The sequence below is a fragment of the Streptomyces sp. Root1310 genome (assembly GCF_001426425.1).
Classification (GTDB): domain Bacteria; phylum Actinomycetota; class Actinomycetes; order Streptomycetales; family Streptomycetaceae; genus Streptomyces.
Genome location: NZ_LMEQ01000023.1, coordinates 368,303 through 382,883, shown reverse-complemented (window position 1 = coordinate 382,883; position 14,581 = coordinate 368,303). Strand labels below are relative to the sequence as shown.

Annotated in this window: 14 protein-coding genes; 5 read left to right on the top strand and 9 right to left on the bottom strand. The window is 72.7% G+C overall.

All coding sequences use genetic code 11. The features are described 5' to 3' along the window. Positions 1–68: 68 nt before the first annotated feature. The 3 genes from ASD48_RS25795 (at position 69) to ASD48_RS25785 (ending at position 2,306) form a co-directional block, all read left to right on the top strand. Positions 69–833 carry a PAS domain-containing protein gene (locus ASD48_RS25795; RefSeq protein ID WP_057604090.1) on the top strand — a complete coding sequence of 255 codons (765 nt, stop codon included), beginning with the start codon at positions 69–71 and terminating at the stop codon, positions 831–833. Then, positions 830–1,804: a pyridoxal-phosphate dependent enzyme gene (locus tag ASD48_RS25790; protein WP_057604089.1), complete on the top strand. Its 975-nt coding sequence runs from the start codon at positions 830–832 to the stop codon at positions 1,802–1,804. The genes ASD48_RS25795 and ASD48_RS25790 overlap by 4 nt, the downstream gene beginning before the upstream one ends. A gap of 142 nt (positions 1,805–1,946) precedes the next feature. Then, the gene (locus ASD48_RS25785) at positions 1,947–2,306 is read left to right on the top strand and encodes a cupin domain-containing protein (protein ID WP_020127623.1); all 360 of its coding nucleotides are present in this window, start codon (positions 1,947–1,949) and stop codon (positions 2,304–2,306) included. 17 nt (positions 2,307–2,323) lie between these two features. Here ASD48_RS25785 and ASD48_RS25780 read toward each other — a convergent pair whose 3' ends face one another. Then, positions 2,324–3,676: a VWA domain-containing protein gene (locus ASD48_RS25780; protein WP_057604088.1), complete on the bottom strand. Its 1,353-nt coding sequence runs from the start codon at positions 3,674–3,676 to the stop codon at positions 2,324–2,326. After that, positions 3,673–4,530 carry a MoxR family ATPase gene (locus tag ASD48_RS25775; protein ID WP_057604087.1) on the bottom strand — a complete coding sequence of 286 codons (858 nt, stop codon included), beginning with the start codon at positions 4,528–4,530 and terminating at the stop codon, positions 3,673–3,675. The genes ASD48_RS25780 and ASD48_RS25775 overlap by 4 nt, the downstream gene beginning before the upstream one ends. Positions 4,531–4,654: 124 nt before the next feature. On the opposite strand from ASD48_RS25775, the gene ASD48_RS25770 reads away from it, so the two are divergent. Beyond that, entirely contained in the window at positions 4,655–5,233 is a 579-nt protein-coding gene (locus ASD48_RS25770) for a hypothetical protein (RefSeq protein WP_057604086.1), read from the top strand. 2 nt (positions 5,234–5,235) lie between these two features. Here ASD48_RS25770 and ASD48_RS25765 read toward each other — a convergent pair whose 3' ends face one another. After that, on the bottom strand, positions 5,236–6,081 hold the full coding sequence (locus ASD48_RS25765; protein WP_057604085.1) for an NAD(P)H-binding protein: 846 nt from the start codon (positions 6,079–6,081) through the stop codon (positions 5,236–5,238). A gap of 104 nt (positions 6,082–6,185) precedes the next feature. Here ASD48_RS25765 and ASD48_RS25760 point away from each other — a divergent pair, with 104 nt between their 5' ends. Continuing rightward, positions 6,186–6,551 carry a helix-turn-helix domain-containing protein gene (locus tag ASD48_RS25760; RefSeq protein ID WP_057604084.1) on the top strand — a complete coding sequence of 122 codons (366 nt, stop codon included), beginning with the start codon at positions 6,186–6,188 and terminating at the stop codon, positions 6,549–6,551. A gap of 50 nt (positions 6,552–6,601) precedes the next feature. On the opposite strand, the gene ASD48_RS25755 is transcribed toward ASD48_RS25760, so the two are convergent. The 6 genes from ASD48_RS25755 to rhaI all read right to left on the bottom strand — a co-directional run bounded on the left by ASD48_RS25755 (position 6,602) and on the right by rhaI (position 14,365). Beyond that, positions 6,602–7,243: an LUD domain-containing protein gene (locus tag ASD48_RS25755; RefSeq protein ID WP_057604083.1), complete on the bottom strand. Its 642-nt coding sequence runs from the start codon at positions 7,241–7,243 to the stop codon at positions 6,602–6,604. Then, entirely contained in the window at positions 7,240–8,727 is a 1,488-nt protein-coding gene (locus tag ASD48_RS25750; protein WP_057604082.1) for a LutB/LldF family L-lactate oxidation iron-sulfur protein, read from the bottom strand. Before ASD48_RS25750 ends, ASD48_RS25755 begins: the two co-directional genes overlap by 4 nt. Further along, complete coding sequence (locus ASD48_RS25745; RefSeq protein WP_057604081.1) at positions 8,724–9,479, bottom strand: (Fe-S)-binding protein; 756 nt, start codon at positions 9,477–9,479, stop codon at positions 8,724–8,726. The genes ASD48_RS25750 and ASD48_RS25745 overlap by 4 nt, the downstream gene beginning before the upstream one ends. 73 nt (positions 9,480–9,552) lie before the next feature. After that, positions 9,553–10,989, bottom strand: a complete 1,437-nt coding sequence (locus tag ASD48_RS25740; protein WP_057604356.1) for a rhamnulokinase family protein — start codon at positions 10,987–10,989, stop codon at positions 9,553–9,555. A 5-nt stretch (positions 10,990–10,994) separates the two neighbouring features. Continuing rightward, positions 10,995–13,034 carry a bifunctional rhamnulose-1-phosphate aldolase/short-chain dehydrogenase gene (locus ASD48_RS25735; protein WP_057604080.1) on the bottom strand — a complete coding sequence of 680 codons (2,040 nt, stop codon included), beginning with the start codon at positions 13,032–13,034 and terminating at the stop codon, positions 10,995–10,997. Between the two features lie 170 nt (positions 13,035–13,204). Further along, complete coding sequence (rhaI, locus tag ASD48_RS25730; RefSeq protein WP_057604079.1) at positions 13,205–14,365, bottom strand: L-rhamnose isomerase; 1,161 nt, start codon at positions 14,363–14,365, stop codon at positions 13,205–13,207. Positions 14,366–14,581: the final 216 nt, after the last annotated feature.

Genomic DNA, 14,581 nt, shown 5'->3' with positions numbered 1-14,581 from the left:
GGTGTCGACGCATGCGGTCCATTCTGGACTGCTGGTCCAGAGGCTGGACGTGTGGTCTAATTTCACTCATGGAATCCCGGGAGGCCGAGCAGGACGTGATCCTGCGTGCGCTCACCCCCGTCGTCGACGGGATCGCTGCCACGTTCGGCCCGGTGTGCGAGGTGGTGCTGCACGACTACCGGCGGCCGGAGCGGTCCGTCGTCGCCGTCGCCGGATCGGTGACGGGGCGGACCGTCGGCGGGGCGATGAGCGAGATCGGCATGCGCGTCCTCGCCCGCGGCGACGACGCCGTCGACGAGCTGAACTACGTCACCCGCACCGGCGCCGGACGGCTGCTGAAGTCGTCCACGATGGTGCTGCGTGACTCCGCGGGCGCGGTGTTCGGCGCGCTGTGCGTCAACGTGGACGTCACCGAGGTGGACCGGGTGCAGGGCCTGCTGGCGGCGCTGGCGGGGGCGGCGGGCGGCCGGGCCGAGGCGCCCGTGACCACGTTCGGCGACGACATCGAGTCCGTCGTCGACGCCCTGCTCGACGACCGGCTGCGGGGCCAGGACCAGACCTGGGCCGGCCTCGACCGGCCGAGGCGCCTGGCGCTGTTCCGCAGCCTGGACGAACGCGGCGTGTTCGCCGTGCGCCGCGCGATCGAGCAGGTCGCCGCCCGCCTCGGCATCTCCCGCGCCTCCGCGTACAGCTACCTCTCCCAGGCCAGAGCGACGGACGGGACCGCGGCCGAAGGCACCGGAGCCGACGGCACCGCAGGCACCGGCACCGCAGGCACCGGCACCGCACGCACACGCACCGACGACGACAACCCCGAGGGAGCACACCCGTGACGACCACACCCCCGACGATCACCCTCGACGACGTGCGCGACGCGGCCGCCCGGCTCAAGGGCGTCGCGCACCGCACCCCCGTGCTCCGCTCCCGCACCCTGGACGCGCTGGTCGGTGCCGAGGTCCTGCTGAAGTGCGAGAACTTCCAGCGCGTCGGCGCGTTCAAGTTCCGCGGCGCCTACAACGCGGCCTCCCGGCTGGCCCCCGAGCAGCTCGCCCGGGGCATCGCCGCGTACTCCTCCGGCAACCACGCCCAGGCCGTCGCCCTGGCCGCGCGGGAGCTCGGCACCACCGCGGTGATCGTCATGCCCGAGGACGCGCCCCGCTCCAAGCGGGCCGCGACGGAGGGCTACGGCGCCGAGATCGTGACCTACGACCGCTACACCGGCGACCGGGTGGCCATCGCCGAGGCACTGGCCGCCGACCGGGGACTGGCGCTGATCCCGCCCTACGAGCACCCGCACGTCATGGCGGGCCAGGGCACCGCCGCGCTGGAACTCCTGGAGGAGGCCGGCGAACTGGACGCCCTGCTGGTACCGGTCGGGGGCGGCGGGCTGATCGCCGGCAGCGCGACCGCGGTCAAGGGGCTGCGCCCGGGCACCCGGATCGTCGGGGTGGAACCGGAGTCCGGGGACGACACCAAGAGGTCGCTGGAGGCGGGCCGGCGGGTCGAGATCCCGGTGCCGCGCACCATCGCCGACGGCCAGGCCCTGCACACGCCGGGGGAGCTGACCTTCTCGGTGAACCGGCGGCTCGTGGACGACATCGCCCTGGTCGGCGACGACGAGATCCGCGCGGCCATGCGGTTCGCCTTCGAACGCCTGAAGATCGTCGTGGAGCCGAGCGGCGCCACGCCGCTCGCCGCCCTCCTCGCCGGGCGGGCCGGTGTCCTGCCGAGGCGCGTCGGCGTGATCGTCTCCGGCGGCAACATCGACACCGGCCGCTTCGCCGAGCTGTGCGGCGGCGCCTGAGGGGCCGGTACCACCGATTGGCGGCCCCCGCGCGACGGGCGGACGATGGAGGGGTGGGGCTCGGCCCCCGACCGGCGACGCCCAGGGCCGCCGGGGAGACCGGCCCCGGCCGCGGTGAGGCGCGGCCGGAAGGAGGAGCGTCATGATGGAAGTGAAGGCGCTCGAGAAGCCGGACGAGCGGCGCGATTTCCCCCGGGGGCACCTGGAGGCCGTCCATATGACGGGGCTCGACTTCGCCGTGGCGACCTTCGAACCGGGATGGCGCTGGTCCGAGTCGCTCGCGTCGCTGGCGGGCACCGACACCTGCCAGATCCACCACAACGGTTACGTGGTCCAGGGTCGTATGCACATCACCATGGACGAGGGCGGCGAGGGCGAACTGGGCCCGGGTGACGTCTTCGTGGTGCCGCCCGGCCATGACGCGTGGGTCGTGGGCGACGAGCAGTGCGTGGTGTACGACTTCGCCGGGGCGATGGCCAAGGACTACGCGAAGGCGCAGTAGGACGGGGCCGGAGAGGGCTAGACCGGCAGCAACCGGCTGACCAGGGCGCCGAGTTGGTGGGCGTTACGGCACTCGTGCATCGCGATCGCCTCGCCGTACTCGGGGGCGGCGGAGTCGCCCGTGCCCCACAGGGAGCGGGGCTCCGGGTTCAACCAGTGGGCGTGACGGGCCTGTTCAACGATCCGCCGGACCGCGGGCAGGTTCGGGTCGCTCATGTTCGTCCGCGCGTCGCCGAGCACGAACACCGTGGTGCGCGGGCCGACCGCCGCACCGTACCGCTCGGTGAACTCGCCCATGGCCACGCCGTAGTCGCTGCTGCCGTGGTATCCCGTCAGGTTCGCCTCCGCCCGGATGCGGGCGCCGAGGCCCTCGGGGTCGGCCGCGCCGCGTTCGAGGAGGCCGGTCACCTCGTCGATCCGGTTGACGAAGGCGAACACCCGCACCTTGCTGAACTGGTCGTGCAGCGCCTGTACGAGCAGCATCGTGAAGTCCGAGAAGCCGGACACCGAACCCGACACATCGCACAGCAGCACCAGTTCGGGACGGGCCGGACGCCGACGGCGCAGCACGGGCCGCATCGGGACCCCGCCCGTCGACAGCGAGCCGCGCAGGGTCCGCCGCAGGTCGATGGTGCCCCGGGCGGCCCGGCGGCGCCGCGCGGCCATCCGGGTCGCCAGCTTGCGGGCCAGGGGCTGTACGGTCCGCCGCAGTTCGGCCAGCCGGTCCTTGCCCGCGTACAGGAAGTCGACCCGGTCGGCGGTCGGCGCCACCGCCCGCCGGGCGATCTCGTCCCGTCCCCGCCGCTCCGCCACCCGGCGCCGTGCCTCCCCGGCCACCAGCGCCCGGAAGGCGTCGATGCGGCGCCGGATCTCGTCCTCGAGGAGCCGGTCGGTGAACCCGGCCTGACCGCCCCGGGCCCGGACGTCGTCCCGTACCCGCGCCAGCAGCGTCTGCGGGCGCAGGCGTTCCAGCGTCTGGTGCGACGACCAGCCGTCCGCGCCCGGTGAACTCCCGTACCCGCCCAGCCCGTCGACCGCCTCGATCGCCAACCGGGCCAGCATCGTCTCGTCGTCCGCGGCGAGTGCGGCGGCCAGCCGGTCACGCAGGTCGTCACGGTCGCCTGGCTCGCCCCGGGGCGCGCCGACGCCGTGCGGGAAGTACAGGTCGAAGACGGTGTCGAACACCCGCCGCTGGTCCGTGGAGTGCAGCAGCGTGGCGGCCAGCCCCTCGCGCAGCAGGCCGCGGTCCGCGAACCCCAGCGCCGCCGCCGCCTCGGCGGCGTCCACCGTCTCGCCGGTGCCGACGCGCAGACCGTGCGCGCGCAGCGCGGCGACGAAGCCGACCAGGCGGTCGGCGGCCTCGGCGCTCACACGGCGTCCAGGTCGAGCTTCGCGCCGGCCTTGAGGATGTCGTCCTGGTGCTTGAGGATCACGCCCAGGCTGTCGCGTACGACGTTCTCGTCGAGGGTGGTGGCGCCGAGCGCGAGCAGGGTGCGCGCCCAGTCGATGGTCTCGGCGACGGAGGGGGCCTTGCGCAGGTCCATCGCGCGCAGCGCGCCGATCACCCGGACCACCGACTCGGCCAGTGCGGCCTCGATGCCGGGCACCTTCAGCCGGACGATCCGCCGCTCCAGCTCCTCCTCGGGGAAGTCGATGTGGAGGAAGAGGCAGCGGCGGCGCAGCGCCTCCGACAGCTCTCGGCTGGCGTTGGAGGTGAGCACCACGAACGGCCGGCGGGTGGCGGTGATCGTGCCGAGTTCCGGGACGGTGACCTGGAAGTCGCTGAGCACTTCGAGGAGGAGTCCCTCCACCTCGACGTCGGCCTTGTCGGTCTCGTCGATCAGCAGGACGGTCGGCTCGTCACCGCGGATGGCGGTCAGCAGCGGCCGGGGGAGGAGGAACTCCTCGCTGAAGATGTCCGTGCGGGTCTCGTCCCAGGTCTCGTCGCGGCCCGCGGTGATGCGCAGCAGCTGCTTGGCGTGGTTCCACTCGTACAGCGCCCGGGACTCGTCGACGCCCTCGTAGCACTGGAGCCGCACCAGCCGGGCCCCCGCCACCTGGGCCACCGCCTTGGCGAGCTCCGTCTTGCCGACGCCGGCGGGCCCCTCCACGAGCAGCGGCTTGCCGAGCCGGTCGGCGAGGAAGACGGTGGTGGCGACGGCGGGGGAGGCCAGGTAACCGCTCTCGGCGAGCCGGGCGGAGACATCGTCGACGGATGTGAACAACGGGGCCTCCGGGTGGATCGGTCGCGGTCTCGGCGAGTGTTCGATCACCTATCTAAGCGCTTGTTCACCCCCGTTGTCACCAGCGGCCGGCGGTGTTGTCAGTGGCGGACGGTACGTTGCGATCATGGGTGTGTATCTGGTGAGCGTCACCGCGCGGGACTGGTCGGAGCCCGGCGAGGACGGGTACGGGGACATCGCGGCCGCGCTGAACACGGAGTTGGGGCGGCGCGGGCTGCCGCCGTACGAGCCGCGAGAGGCCGTACGGGAGGCGCCGGGCTGGTTCGAGGAGAAGATCAGCCCGTCCATGGACGGCTTCGACGCGCTGTGCCGGGCGCGGCTGACCCCCGAGGAGCGGCACACCCTCCTCGACTGGACGCTGCTGGTCCCGTTCGCGCTGGACGACGGCGTCCTGCTGCCCGTCGGCTCCGCGTACGCGGACGAGACCCTGGTGGTCGGAGCGCCGCGGGTCCTCGCGCTCGCCGAGCGGCTCGCCGCGGCCCTCGGCCTGCCGCTGGACCTGGTACCGGCGGCCCGCGGCAACCTCGAACTGACCTTCTGGTTCCTGGAAGGCGGTGCGGAGAAGGCCGCCGCGACCCGGCCGGGCCCCTGGGCCGACGACCTGGCCACGGCGTTCTACACGGCGCTCTACCTGCGCGCCGCCCAGTACGCGCTATGGCACGGCTGCCCGATGACCTACTGCTGAGCTCACCGGAACGCGGCCGCGTTGCGCCGTGCCCACTCCTCGAACGGGCGCGGCGCGCGGCCCAGGACGCGTTCCACGTCCGGGCTGACGAGCCGCTCGGCGGGCGTCGGTGCGCCGAGGATGGACAGGGTGGTCTCGACGACCGGCTCCGGCATGAAGGCCAGCATCTGCTCGCGCGCCTCCTCCCGCGTCTGCTCGACGAACCGGACCGGCTCCCCGATCGCCCTGCCGATGGCCTCCGCCCGCAGGCGGGGTGTGGTGGGCGCGGGCCCGGTCAGTTCGTGGATCCGGCCGTGGTGCCCGTCCTCCCGCAGGGCCACCGCGGCGACCTCCGCGATGTCGGCCGGGTCGACGGTGGGCAGACCGACGTCCCCGAAGGGGGCCGCGACGGTGCGGTGGGTACGGACCGGCTCCGCCCAGGCGTAGGCGTTGGAATGGAAGCCGCCCGGCCGCAGGACCGTCCACTCCAGGCCGGACTCCCGGACGGCTTCCTCGATCGCGCCCGCCAGGGCGCCGTGCGACTGCGACTTTGGCCGGGTCGCCACCCCTTGGGACGACAGCAGCACCACCCGGGCGACCCCGGCGGACTTGGCCACGTCGAGCAGGTCCCGCGGCCTGAGCAGATGGAGGGCGGCGCCGCCGTTCTGGAGGAACAGCGCCTCGGCCCCGTCGAGCACCGGCCGCAGGCTCTCCGCGTCGGTGAGGTCCGACCGCACCGTCCGTACGCCGTCCGGGACGTCGGCCGCCGCGATGTGCCGGGACGTGGCGGTCACCCGCTCGCCCGCGGCCGCCAGAGAACGGACCAGTTCACGGCCGACGTTCCCGGTCGCCCCCGTCACCACGATCATGAGTAACTCCTTGTTCCAGGTGGGTTGTTGACGTTGCGGAGCGACGCTAACACCGCCGGTATAGTAGGTACCCAGAGGAAAGTGACTTCCCCGGAGGGGTGCACATGACCGGTGACCCGGCCGATCCCGAACTCGCCTGTCCCATCGCCCCCGTGGTGGACATCGTCTTCAGCCGCTGGACCACGCCGATCCTCTGGACGCTGCACGCCCGCGGCCGTCAGCGGTTCGGCGAGCTGGAACGCGCGATCACGCACATCACCCCCAAGGTGCTGACCCAGCGCCTGCGCCAGCTGGAGCGCGACGGCCTGGTGGTGCGCACCTACCACCCGGAGGTGCCGCCGCGCGTCGAGTACGAGATCAGCGAACTCGGCCTCAGCCTGGCCCCGCTCTTCGCCCACCTCGCGGAATGGGCCACCGCAAACCTGCCCAAGGTGGCGCAGGCCCGGGAGGGGTACGACCGCAGAACATGAGCCGGCCCCGGGGATCCTCGCGATCTCCGGGGCCGGGCACGCGGGGACGCTCAGCCGACGAGGATCACTTCCAGGGTGCGCGGACCGTGCACGCCCTCCACCCGGTCCAGCTCGATGTCACTGGTCGCCGAGGGGCCGGAGATCCAGGTCAACGGGCGGGCCGGATCGAGCCGTTCGAGAGCCTGCGGCACGGACGACACCACCTGGTCGGGGACGCGCACCACGCAGATGTGATGGTCCGGGACCAGGGTGATCCGGCGCCGCCCCTGGTCGGGGCCGCCGTCCAGCACGATCGTCCCGGTCTCGGCGACCGCCACCGCGCAGGCGGTGACCACGCTGTCCACCTGGTCGAGTTCGTGCGCGCCGCTCTCCGCCCGGTCCGCCACCCGGGCGGCGTCCACCTGCGCGAGCCATGCCTCGTCGAGGCCGGGCGGCACGAGCACGGTCGACGTCTTCCGCTCCGTGAGCAACCGGGCTAGCAAGGAAGGGAGTTCGTCCGTGTCGCACCGGTGCACGACGGCCCGGTAGTCCGCCAGGTTCTCCGCCAGCAGCCCGACCGTCTCCTCGGTGCTCCGGGCGCCGTGCTCGCGCAGGTAGTCGCGCGCGACGGCGTCCTCGTACGGCGGGTCGTCCTGCGGCACGTCGGCCAGCGCGCGCCGCACCCGGCCCAGAATCCGTTCCCTGCTGCTCACTTCGCCGTCCCCTCGTCGGTGGTGCCGCCGTTCGTGCGCTGCCACCAGTCGCGGAACGGCTCCGCGGGCACCGCCGGCAGATCCCGCGTTGCGCTCCACGCCTTGCCGGGGCCCGGCAGCGTACGCGGATGCAGCCGCCGGGTCCGGGACGCCAGCCGCTGCCCGGCGCGCAGGGCGCCGGGCCGGCCGAACGCCCACCGCGCCGCCCGCATGGCGGCCCGCTCGGCGGCATGGCCCTTGGCCGGCTTGAGCACCACCTTGTTGCCCTCGCGCGTGACCGGGCCGCCCTGGACGACCCGCTCCCGCAGGTGCACCAGCACCTCCGGGATGTCGATGGCCACCGGGCACACCTCGTAGCAGGCGCCGCACAGCGACGAGGCGTACGGCAGTGAGGCGTCGATCTCGCTCCCGGTGCCGCGCAGCTGGGGGCTGAGGATCGCGCCGATCGGGCCCGGGTAGACCGAGCCGTAGGCATGGCCGCCCGCCCGCTCGTACACCGGGCACACGTTCAGACAGGCCGAGCAGCGGATGCAGCGCAGGGCCTGCCGGCCGACCTCGTCCGCGAGGGTGTCGGTGCGGCCGTTGTCCAGCAGCACCAGGTGGAAGGTGCGCGGGCCGTCACTGTCCACCGTGCCCGTCCAGGTCGACGTGTACGGGTTCATGCGCTCGGCCGTCGAGGAACGGGGCAGCGTCTGCAGGAACACCTCCAGGTCCCGCCAGGTGGGCACGATCTTCTCGATGCCGACGACGGAGATCAGCGTCTCCGGGAGGGTGAGGCACATCCGCCCGTTGCCCTCGGACTCGACTACCACCAGGGTGCCGGTCTCGGCGACCATGAAGTTGGCCCCGGAGACGCCGACCCTGGCGCGCAGGAACTTCTCGCGCAGGTGCAGCCGGGCCGCGTCGGCGAGTTCGGCGGGGGTGTCGGTCAGCCCCTCGGGGGCGGGGCGGCCCCACTCGCTCATCTCGCGGGTGAAGATGTCCCGGATCTCACCCCGGTTGCGGTGGATCGCGGGGACCAGGATGTGTGAAGGCCGGTCCTTGCCCAGCTGCACGATGAGCTCGGCGAGGTCGGTCTCGTAGGCGCGGATGCCCTCCGCCTCCAGCGCCTCGTTGAGCCCGATCTCCTGCGTGGCCATGGACTTGACCTTGACGACCTCCGACTCGCCGGTCTCCTTGACCAGGTCGGCCACGATCCGGTTGGCCTCGTCCGCGTCGGCGGCCCAGTGGACGATGCCGCCCGCCGCCGTCACCGACTCCTCCAACTGCACCAGATACCGGTCGAGATGACGCAGCGTGTGATCCTTGATCCGCTTGCCCGCCTCCCGCAGCTCCGCCCAGTCGGACACCTCGGCCACGGCTGCCGCCCGCTTGGCGCGGATGGTGTGCGTGGCGTGCCGCAGATTGGCGCGCAGGGTCTGGTTGCCGACCGCCTCGTGCGCCGCCTTCGGGAAGGCCGGTATTCCTACGAACGTCCCGCTCATGCCGCCGGCTCCTCCTTCGTGCTCGCCAGGATCTCCGCGATGTGCACGGGGCGCATGCCGGTCTCCAACCGGGTCATGGTCCCGCCGATGTGCATCAGGCAGGAGTTGTCCGCCGCGCACAGCACCTCGGCGCCCGTCGACTCGGCGTTGCGCACCTTGTCGGCGCCCATCGCCGCCGAGACGTCGGCGTTCTTCAGCGCGAAGGTGCCACCGAAGCCGCAGCACTCGTCGGCCCCCGGCAGCTCCACCAGCTCCAGCCCCCCGACGGCCTGGAGCAGCCGCCGGGGCCGCTCCCCGAGCCCCAGTCCGCGCAGCCCGTGACATGTGGGGTGATAGGTCACCTTGTGCGGGTAGTAGGCGCCGACGTCCGTCACCCCGAGCACGTCCACCAGGAACTCGGTGAGCTCGTACGTCTTCGGGACCACCGGTGCCAGGGTGGCCGCGAGGGAGTCCCCGCGCCCCTCGGCCCGGGCCCGCTCGCCCATCCGCGGATAGAGCTCCCGCACCATCGCCCCGCACGACCCGGAGGGCGTCACGATCGCCTCGTACTCCCCGAATACATCGGAGAAATGACGGGCCAGCGGCTCGGCCTCATGGCGGTAGCCGGTGTTGTAGTGGGCCTGGCCGCAGCAGGTCTGGGCCATCGGGAAGTCGACGTCGACGCCCAGCCTGGTCAGGAGTTTCACCACGGCACGGCCGGTCTCCGGATACAGCGTGTCGTTGACACAGGTCAGGAACAGTGCGACACGCATCGCGGCTCCTTGCGGGTAGGTCATCGGATGAGTGCAGAGTAGCCCGCTGCAGGGGCCCGGGGGAGGCCCCGGCTCACCGCGTGGCGAGCCGGGCCTCCGCCTCGCGCCATCGCTCGGCGCCGCCCTGCGGCTCGTAGCGCGTCAGGGGCTGGGTGCGGGCGAGCAGCCGGCGCATGTCGGCACGGTCGCCGACCAGCCCGTGAGCCCGCGCCTGGACGAGCACGTTGCCGAGGGCCGCGGCCTCCGTCGGACCGGCCACCACCGGCAGCCCGCAGGCGTCGGCGGTGAGCTGGCAGAGGAGCGCGTTGCGGGTGCCGCCCCCGACGATGTGCACGACGTCCACGGGATGGTCGGCGAGCCGCTGGGCCTCGTCGACGGCCCGCCGGTGGGCCAGCGCGAGCGAGTCGAGGATGCACCGCGTGACCTCCGCGGGCGTGGCGGGAACCGGCTGCCCGGACGCGCGGCACGCCTCGGCGATCCGCTCCGGCATCCGCCCGGGCGCCAGGAACGCGGCGTCCCCGGCGTCCACGACCGAGCGCAGCGCGGGCACGGCGGCCGCCTCCCGCAGCAGCCCGCCCAGGTCCGGGTCGCCCCAGGCCCGCAGGCACTCCTGGAGGAGCCACAGCCCCATGATGTTGCGCAGGTAGCGGACCGTGCCGTCCAGACCGAGCTCGTTGGTGAAGTTGGCGGCCCGGCTCTCCTCGGTGAGCACGGGCGCCGTCAGCTCCAGGCCGGCCAGCGACCAGGTGCCGGTGCAGATGTAGGCGAACCGCTCGCCGGTCGCCGGGACGGCGGCCACCGCGGAGGCGGTGTCGTGCGAGCCGACCGTCGTCACCGGCACGGGCCCGGTCAGCCCCGTCTCCTCCAGCACCTCGGCCCGCAGCAGCCCGGCGGGGTCGCCGGGGCGCCGCAGCGGCGCGAACAGCTCGAGGTCGATGCCGAGCCGGGCGGCGACGTCGTACGCCCAGTCGCCCGTCGCGGGATCGATCAGCTGGGTGGTGGAGGCGTTGGTGAGCTCGGTGCCCTGCTCACCCGTCAGCCAGTACGCCAGCAGGTCGGGGATGAGCAACAGGCGCCGGGCGTGCGCCAGTTGCCGGGTCCCGCTCGCCGCCGCCAGCTGGTAGAGGGTGTTGAAGGGCGCGTACTGGAGTCCGGTGGCGGCGTAGAGCTCGGCCGCAGGCACGGTCGCCCACACCTTCTCGGCGACCCCCTCCGTGCGCGCGTCCCGGTAGTGCACCGGGTTGCCGAGCAGGGCCCCGTCGGCGTCGAGCAGGCCGTAGTCCACGGCCCAGCTGTCGATGCCGACCGAGTCGACCCGGCCGGCCGCCCGGAGCCCGGCCAGCACCCCCGCGTACAGGGACAGCACGTCCCAGCGCAGGCCCTCCGGGACCCGTACCGGCCGGTTGGGGAAGCGGTGCGCCTCCGTCAGCTCCAGCGAGTCCGGGCCCACCCGGCCGACCATGACGCGCCCGCTGGACGCGCCGAGGTCGACCGCCGCGTACGACCGCACGGCCGTCACCGGAGGAACGCGGCCGCCACACCCGCGTCGACGGGGACGTGCAGTCCGGTGGTGTGGGTGAGTTCGCCGCCGGTGAGCGCGAACACCGCGTTCGCGACATGGTCCGGCAGCACCTCGCGCTTGAGGATGGTCCGCTGGGCGTAGAACTCGCCGAGCTTCTCCTCGTCGATGCCGTAGGTCGCGGCCCGCTGCGCGCCCCAGCCGCCCGCGAAGATGCCCGACCCGCGCACCACGCCGTCCGGGTTGACGCCGTTGACGCGGATGCCGTGCTCGCCCAGCTCGGCGGCCAGCAGGCGCACCTGGTGGGCCTGGTCGGCCTTGGTGGCGGAGTAGGCGATGTTGTTCGGGCCGGCGAAGACGGCGTTCTTCGACGCGATGTAGACGATGTCGCCGCCCAGCTCCTGGGCGATCATCACCCGCGCCGCCTCCCGCGAGACGAGGAACGATCCGCGGGCCATGATGTCGTGCTGGAGGTCCCAGTCGCGTGCCGACGTCTCCAGCAGCGGCTTGGAGATGGAGATCCCGGCGTTGTTGACGACGAGGTCGACGCCGCCGAAGGCGAGCACGGCGTCCCGGAAGGCGGCGGCGATCTGCTCCTCGGAGGTCACGTCGACGGTGACGGCGACGGCCTTGTCGGCCCCGCCGAGCTCTTCGGCGACGGCGGCCGCGTTCTCGGCGTTCAGATCGGCGACGACGACACACGCGCCCTCGGCGGCCAGCCGCCGGGCGATGGCCTTGCCGATCCCGCTGCCGGCGCCCGTGACCAGGGCGACCCGGGTGGCCAGCGGCTTCGGCGCGGGCATCCGCCGGAGCTTGGCCTCCTCCAGGGCCCAGTACTCGATGCGGAACTTCTCCGACTCCTCGATCGGCGCGTACGAGGACACCGCCTCCGCGCCGCGCATCACGTTGATCGCGTTGACGTAGAACTCGCCGGCCACGCGCGCGGTCTGCTTGTCCTTGCCGAACGAGAACATGCCCACGCCGGGGACCAGCACGATCGCCGGGTCGGCGCCGCGCATGGCGGGGGAGTCGGCGTCGGCGTGCCGCCGGTAGTAGGCGGCGTACTCCTCGCGGTACTCCGCGTGCAGCTCCTTGAGCCGCGCGATCGCGTCCTCCACCGTGACGGTGGGCGGCAGGTCCAGGACCAGCGGCCGCACCTTGGTACGCAGGAAGTGGTCGGGGCAGGAGGTGCCGAGTGCGGCGAGCCGCGGGTGCTCGGCCCGGGCCACGAAGTCGAGGACCGCGTCGGAGTCGGTGAAGTGCCCGACCTGGGGACGGTCCTGGGAGGCGATGGCCCGCACGTACGGCGCGAGCGCGGCGGCCCGCTCCCGCCGCTCGTCCTCGGGCAGCGCCGCGTACCCGTCGAGGACCGGCCCGAACGGGTCGGCCTTCCCCTTCTCCGCGAGGAAGGACTCGGCGGTCCGGATGATGTGCAGCGAGTTGCGCTCGCACTCCTCGGAGGTGTCGCCCCAGGCGGTGATCCCGTGCCCGCCGAGGACCACACCGATCGCCTGCGGGTTCGCCGCCTTGATGGCGGCGATGTCCAGTCCCAGCTGGAAGCCGGGCCGCCGCCAGGGCACCCACGCGACGGTGTCGCCGAAGCACTCGGCCGTCAGCTTCTCCCCGTCGGCGGCACAGGCCAGCGCGATCCCGGAGTCGGGGTGCAGGTGATCGACGTGTGCGGCGTCGACGAGTCCGTGCATGGCCGTGTCGATCGAGGGCGCCGCTCCGCCCTTGCCGTGCAGGCAGTAGTCGAACGCGGCGACCATCTCGTCCTCGCGGTCGACGCCCGGGTAGACGTCGACGAGCCCCCGCAGCCGGTCCAGCCGCAACACGGCGAGCCCGGCCCCGGTCAGGGTGCCCAGGTCCCCACCGGACCCCTTCACCCACATCAGCTCGACGTCGCCGCCGGTCACGGGGTCGGTGTCGGTGCCCTTGGCGGAGGTGTTGCCGCCGGCGTAGTTGGTGTTACGGGGATCGGCGCCGAGCCGGTGGGACCGACCGAGGAGGGCGGCGGCTTCGGGGTGGGTGGTCATGCGGATTCCTTACTTCTCGAACGCGGGCGAGGGGGCGCGCCCCCGAGGGGCGCGGGGCTGTATCGGTGTGCGGCTTCCGCCGCGCGGGCGCGACGGGCCACGACGGGCCCGCAGTCCACGACAGGACAGGTGAGGCCCGCGGTCCACGACGGACGGGTGAGGGCGGACGCCTACGCCCCCCACCCCGCCTGCTCCCCGCCGACCCGGGAGGCGACGATCTTCTCGGCGTACCCGGACGCCCGGTAGGCGGCCATGGGATCGGGGTCCAGCCCCGACTCCTCCCGCACCTCCCGCAGCAGCGGACGCACGTCCGTGTTGTACGCGTCCATCACCACCGCGTTCGCCTCCAGCACGTCGCCGGACGCCTGCGCGGCGGCCAGCGCCGACCGGTCGACCAGCAGCGCCTTCGCCGTCGCCTCCTGCACGTTCATCACGGACCGGATGATCGCCGGGATCTTCGCCTCGATGTTGTGGCACTGGTCGAGCATGAACGCCACATCGGACGTGAACCCGCCGCCGCGGACGACCTCGTACATGATCCGGAACAGCTGGAACGGATCGGCGGCGCCCACCATGAGGTCGTCGTCCGCGTAGAACCGGGAGTTGAAGTCGAACCCGCCGAGCTTCCCCTCGCGCAGCAGCGTGGCGACGATGAACTCGATGTTGGTGCCGGGCGCGTGGTGCCCGGTGTCCACCACGACCTGCGCCTTCGGACCGAGCTTCAGGCAGTGCGCGTACGCCGTGCCCCAGTCCGGCACGTCCGTGGAGTAGAAGGCGGGCTCGAAGAACTTGTACTCCAGCAGCATCCGCTGCCCGTCCCCGAGCCGCTCGTACACCGCGGAGAGGCCCTCGGCGAGCCGGTCCTGCCGCTCCCGGAGATCGTCCTGGCCGGGATAGTTCGTGCCGTCGGCGAACCACAGCTTCAGATCGGCGGAGCCCGTCGCGTCCATGATGTCGACGCATTCGAGCAGATGATCGAGAGCCTTGCGCCGAACCGCCGCGTCCGGGTGGCAGATGCTGCCCAGCTTGTAGGCGTCGTCCTGGAAGGTGTTGGAGTTGATCGCCCCCAGCTTCACCCCGCGGTCCTCGGCATGTTTCGCAAGTGCGGAGTAGTCCTCCACCTTGTCCCACGGGATGTGCAGCGCCACGGTCGGGGCCGCGCCGGTGAACGCGTGCACCTGGGCGGCGTCGTCCACCTTCTCCTGCGGGGTGCGCGGGACGCCCTGCTGGGCGAACACCTTGAAACGGGTGCCTGAGTTCCCGTACGCCCACGACGGCGTCTCGACGGCCTGGGTCTTGAGCGCGGCCTTCACCGCGGCGAGGTCGGTCACTTCGGGCTCCTGTGACATCGGTCCGGAACAACTCCCGGATGAAACGATTCAGTAGGGGAAGCTATGAGGCCGCGAGGGGAGTGTCAAGCCCTCCGGCCTGCCTCGTTCTCCGTGACCGCCGCGTGACCTTCGACTATCGAAAACTTTTCGAGACGTACCCATTGACGTGACATGGCCCGGATGCCTAACGTCCCGGCAATCCAGTTGAAACCTTTC

Coding starts and splice junctions, on each gene's coding strand:
- ASD48_RS25785 (WP_020127623.1), top strand. CDS start 1,947: ATGATGGAAGTGAAGGCGCTCGAGAAGCCGGACGAGCGGCGCGATTTC.
- ASD48_RS25735 (WP_057604080.1), bottom strand. CDS start 13,034: ATGACCACCCACCCCGAAGCCGCCGCCCTCCTCGGTCGGTCCCACCGG.
- ASD48_RS25765 (WP_057604085.1), bottom strand. CDS start 6,081: ATGATCGTGGTGACGGGGGCGACCGGGAACGTCGGCCGTGAACTGGTC.
- ASD48_RS25770 (WP_057604086.1), top strand. CDS start 4,655: ATGGGTGTGTATCTGGTGAGCGTCACCGCGCGGGACTGGTCGGAGCCC.
- ASD48_RS25760 (WP_057604084.1), top strand. CDS start 6,186: ATGACCGGTGACCCGGCCGATCCCGAACTCGCCTGTCCCATCGCCCCC.
- ASD48_RS25750 (WP_057604082.1), bottom strand. CDS start 8,727: ATGAGCGGGACGTTCGTAGGAATACCGGCCTTCCCGAAGGCGGCGCAC.
- ASD48_RS25795 (WP_057604090.1), top strand. CDS start 69: ATGGAATCCCGGGAGGCCGAGCAGGACGTGATCCTGCGTGCGCTCACC.
- ASD48_RS25745 (WP_057604081.1), bottom strand. CDS start 9,479: ATGCGTGTCGCACTGTTCCTGACCTGTGTCAACGACACGCTGTATCCG.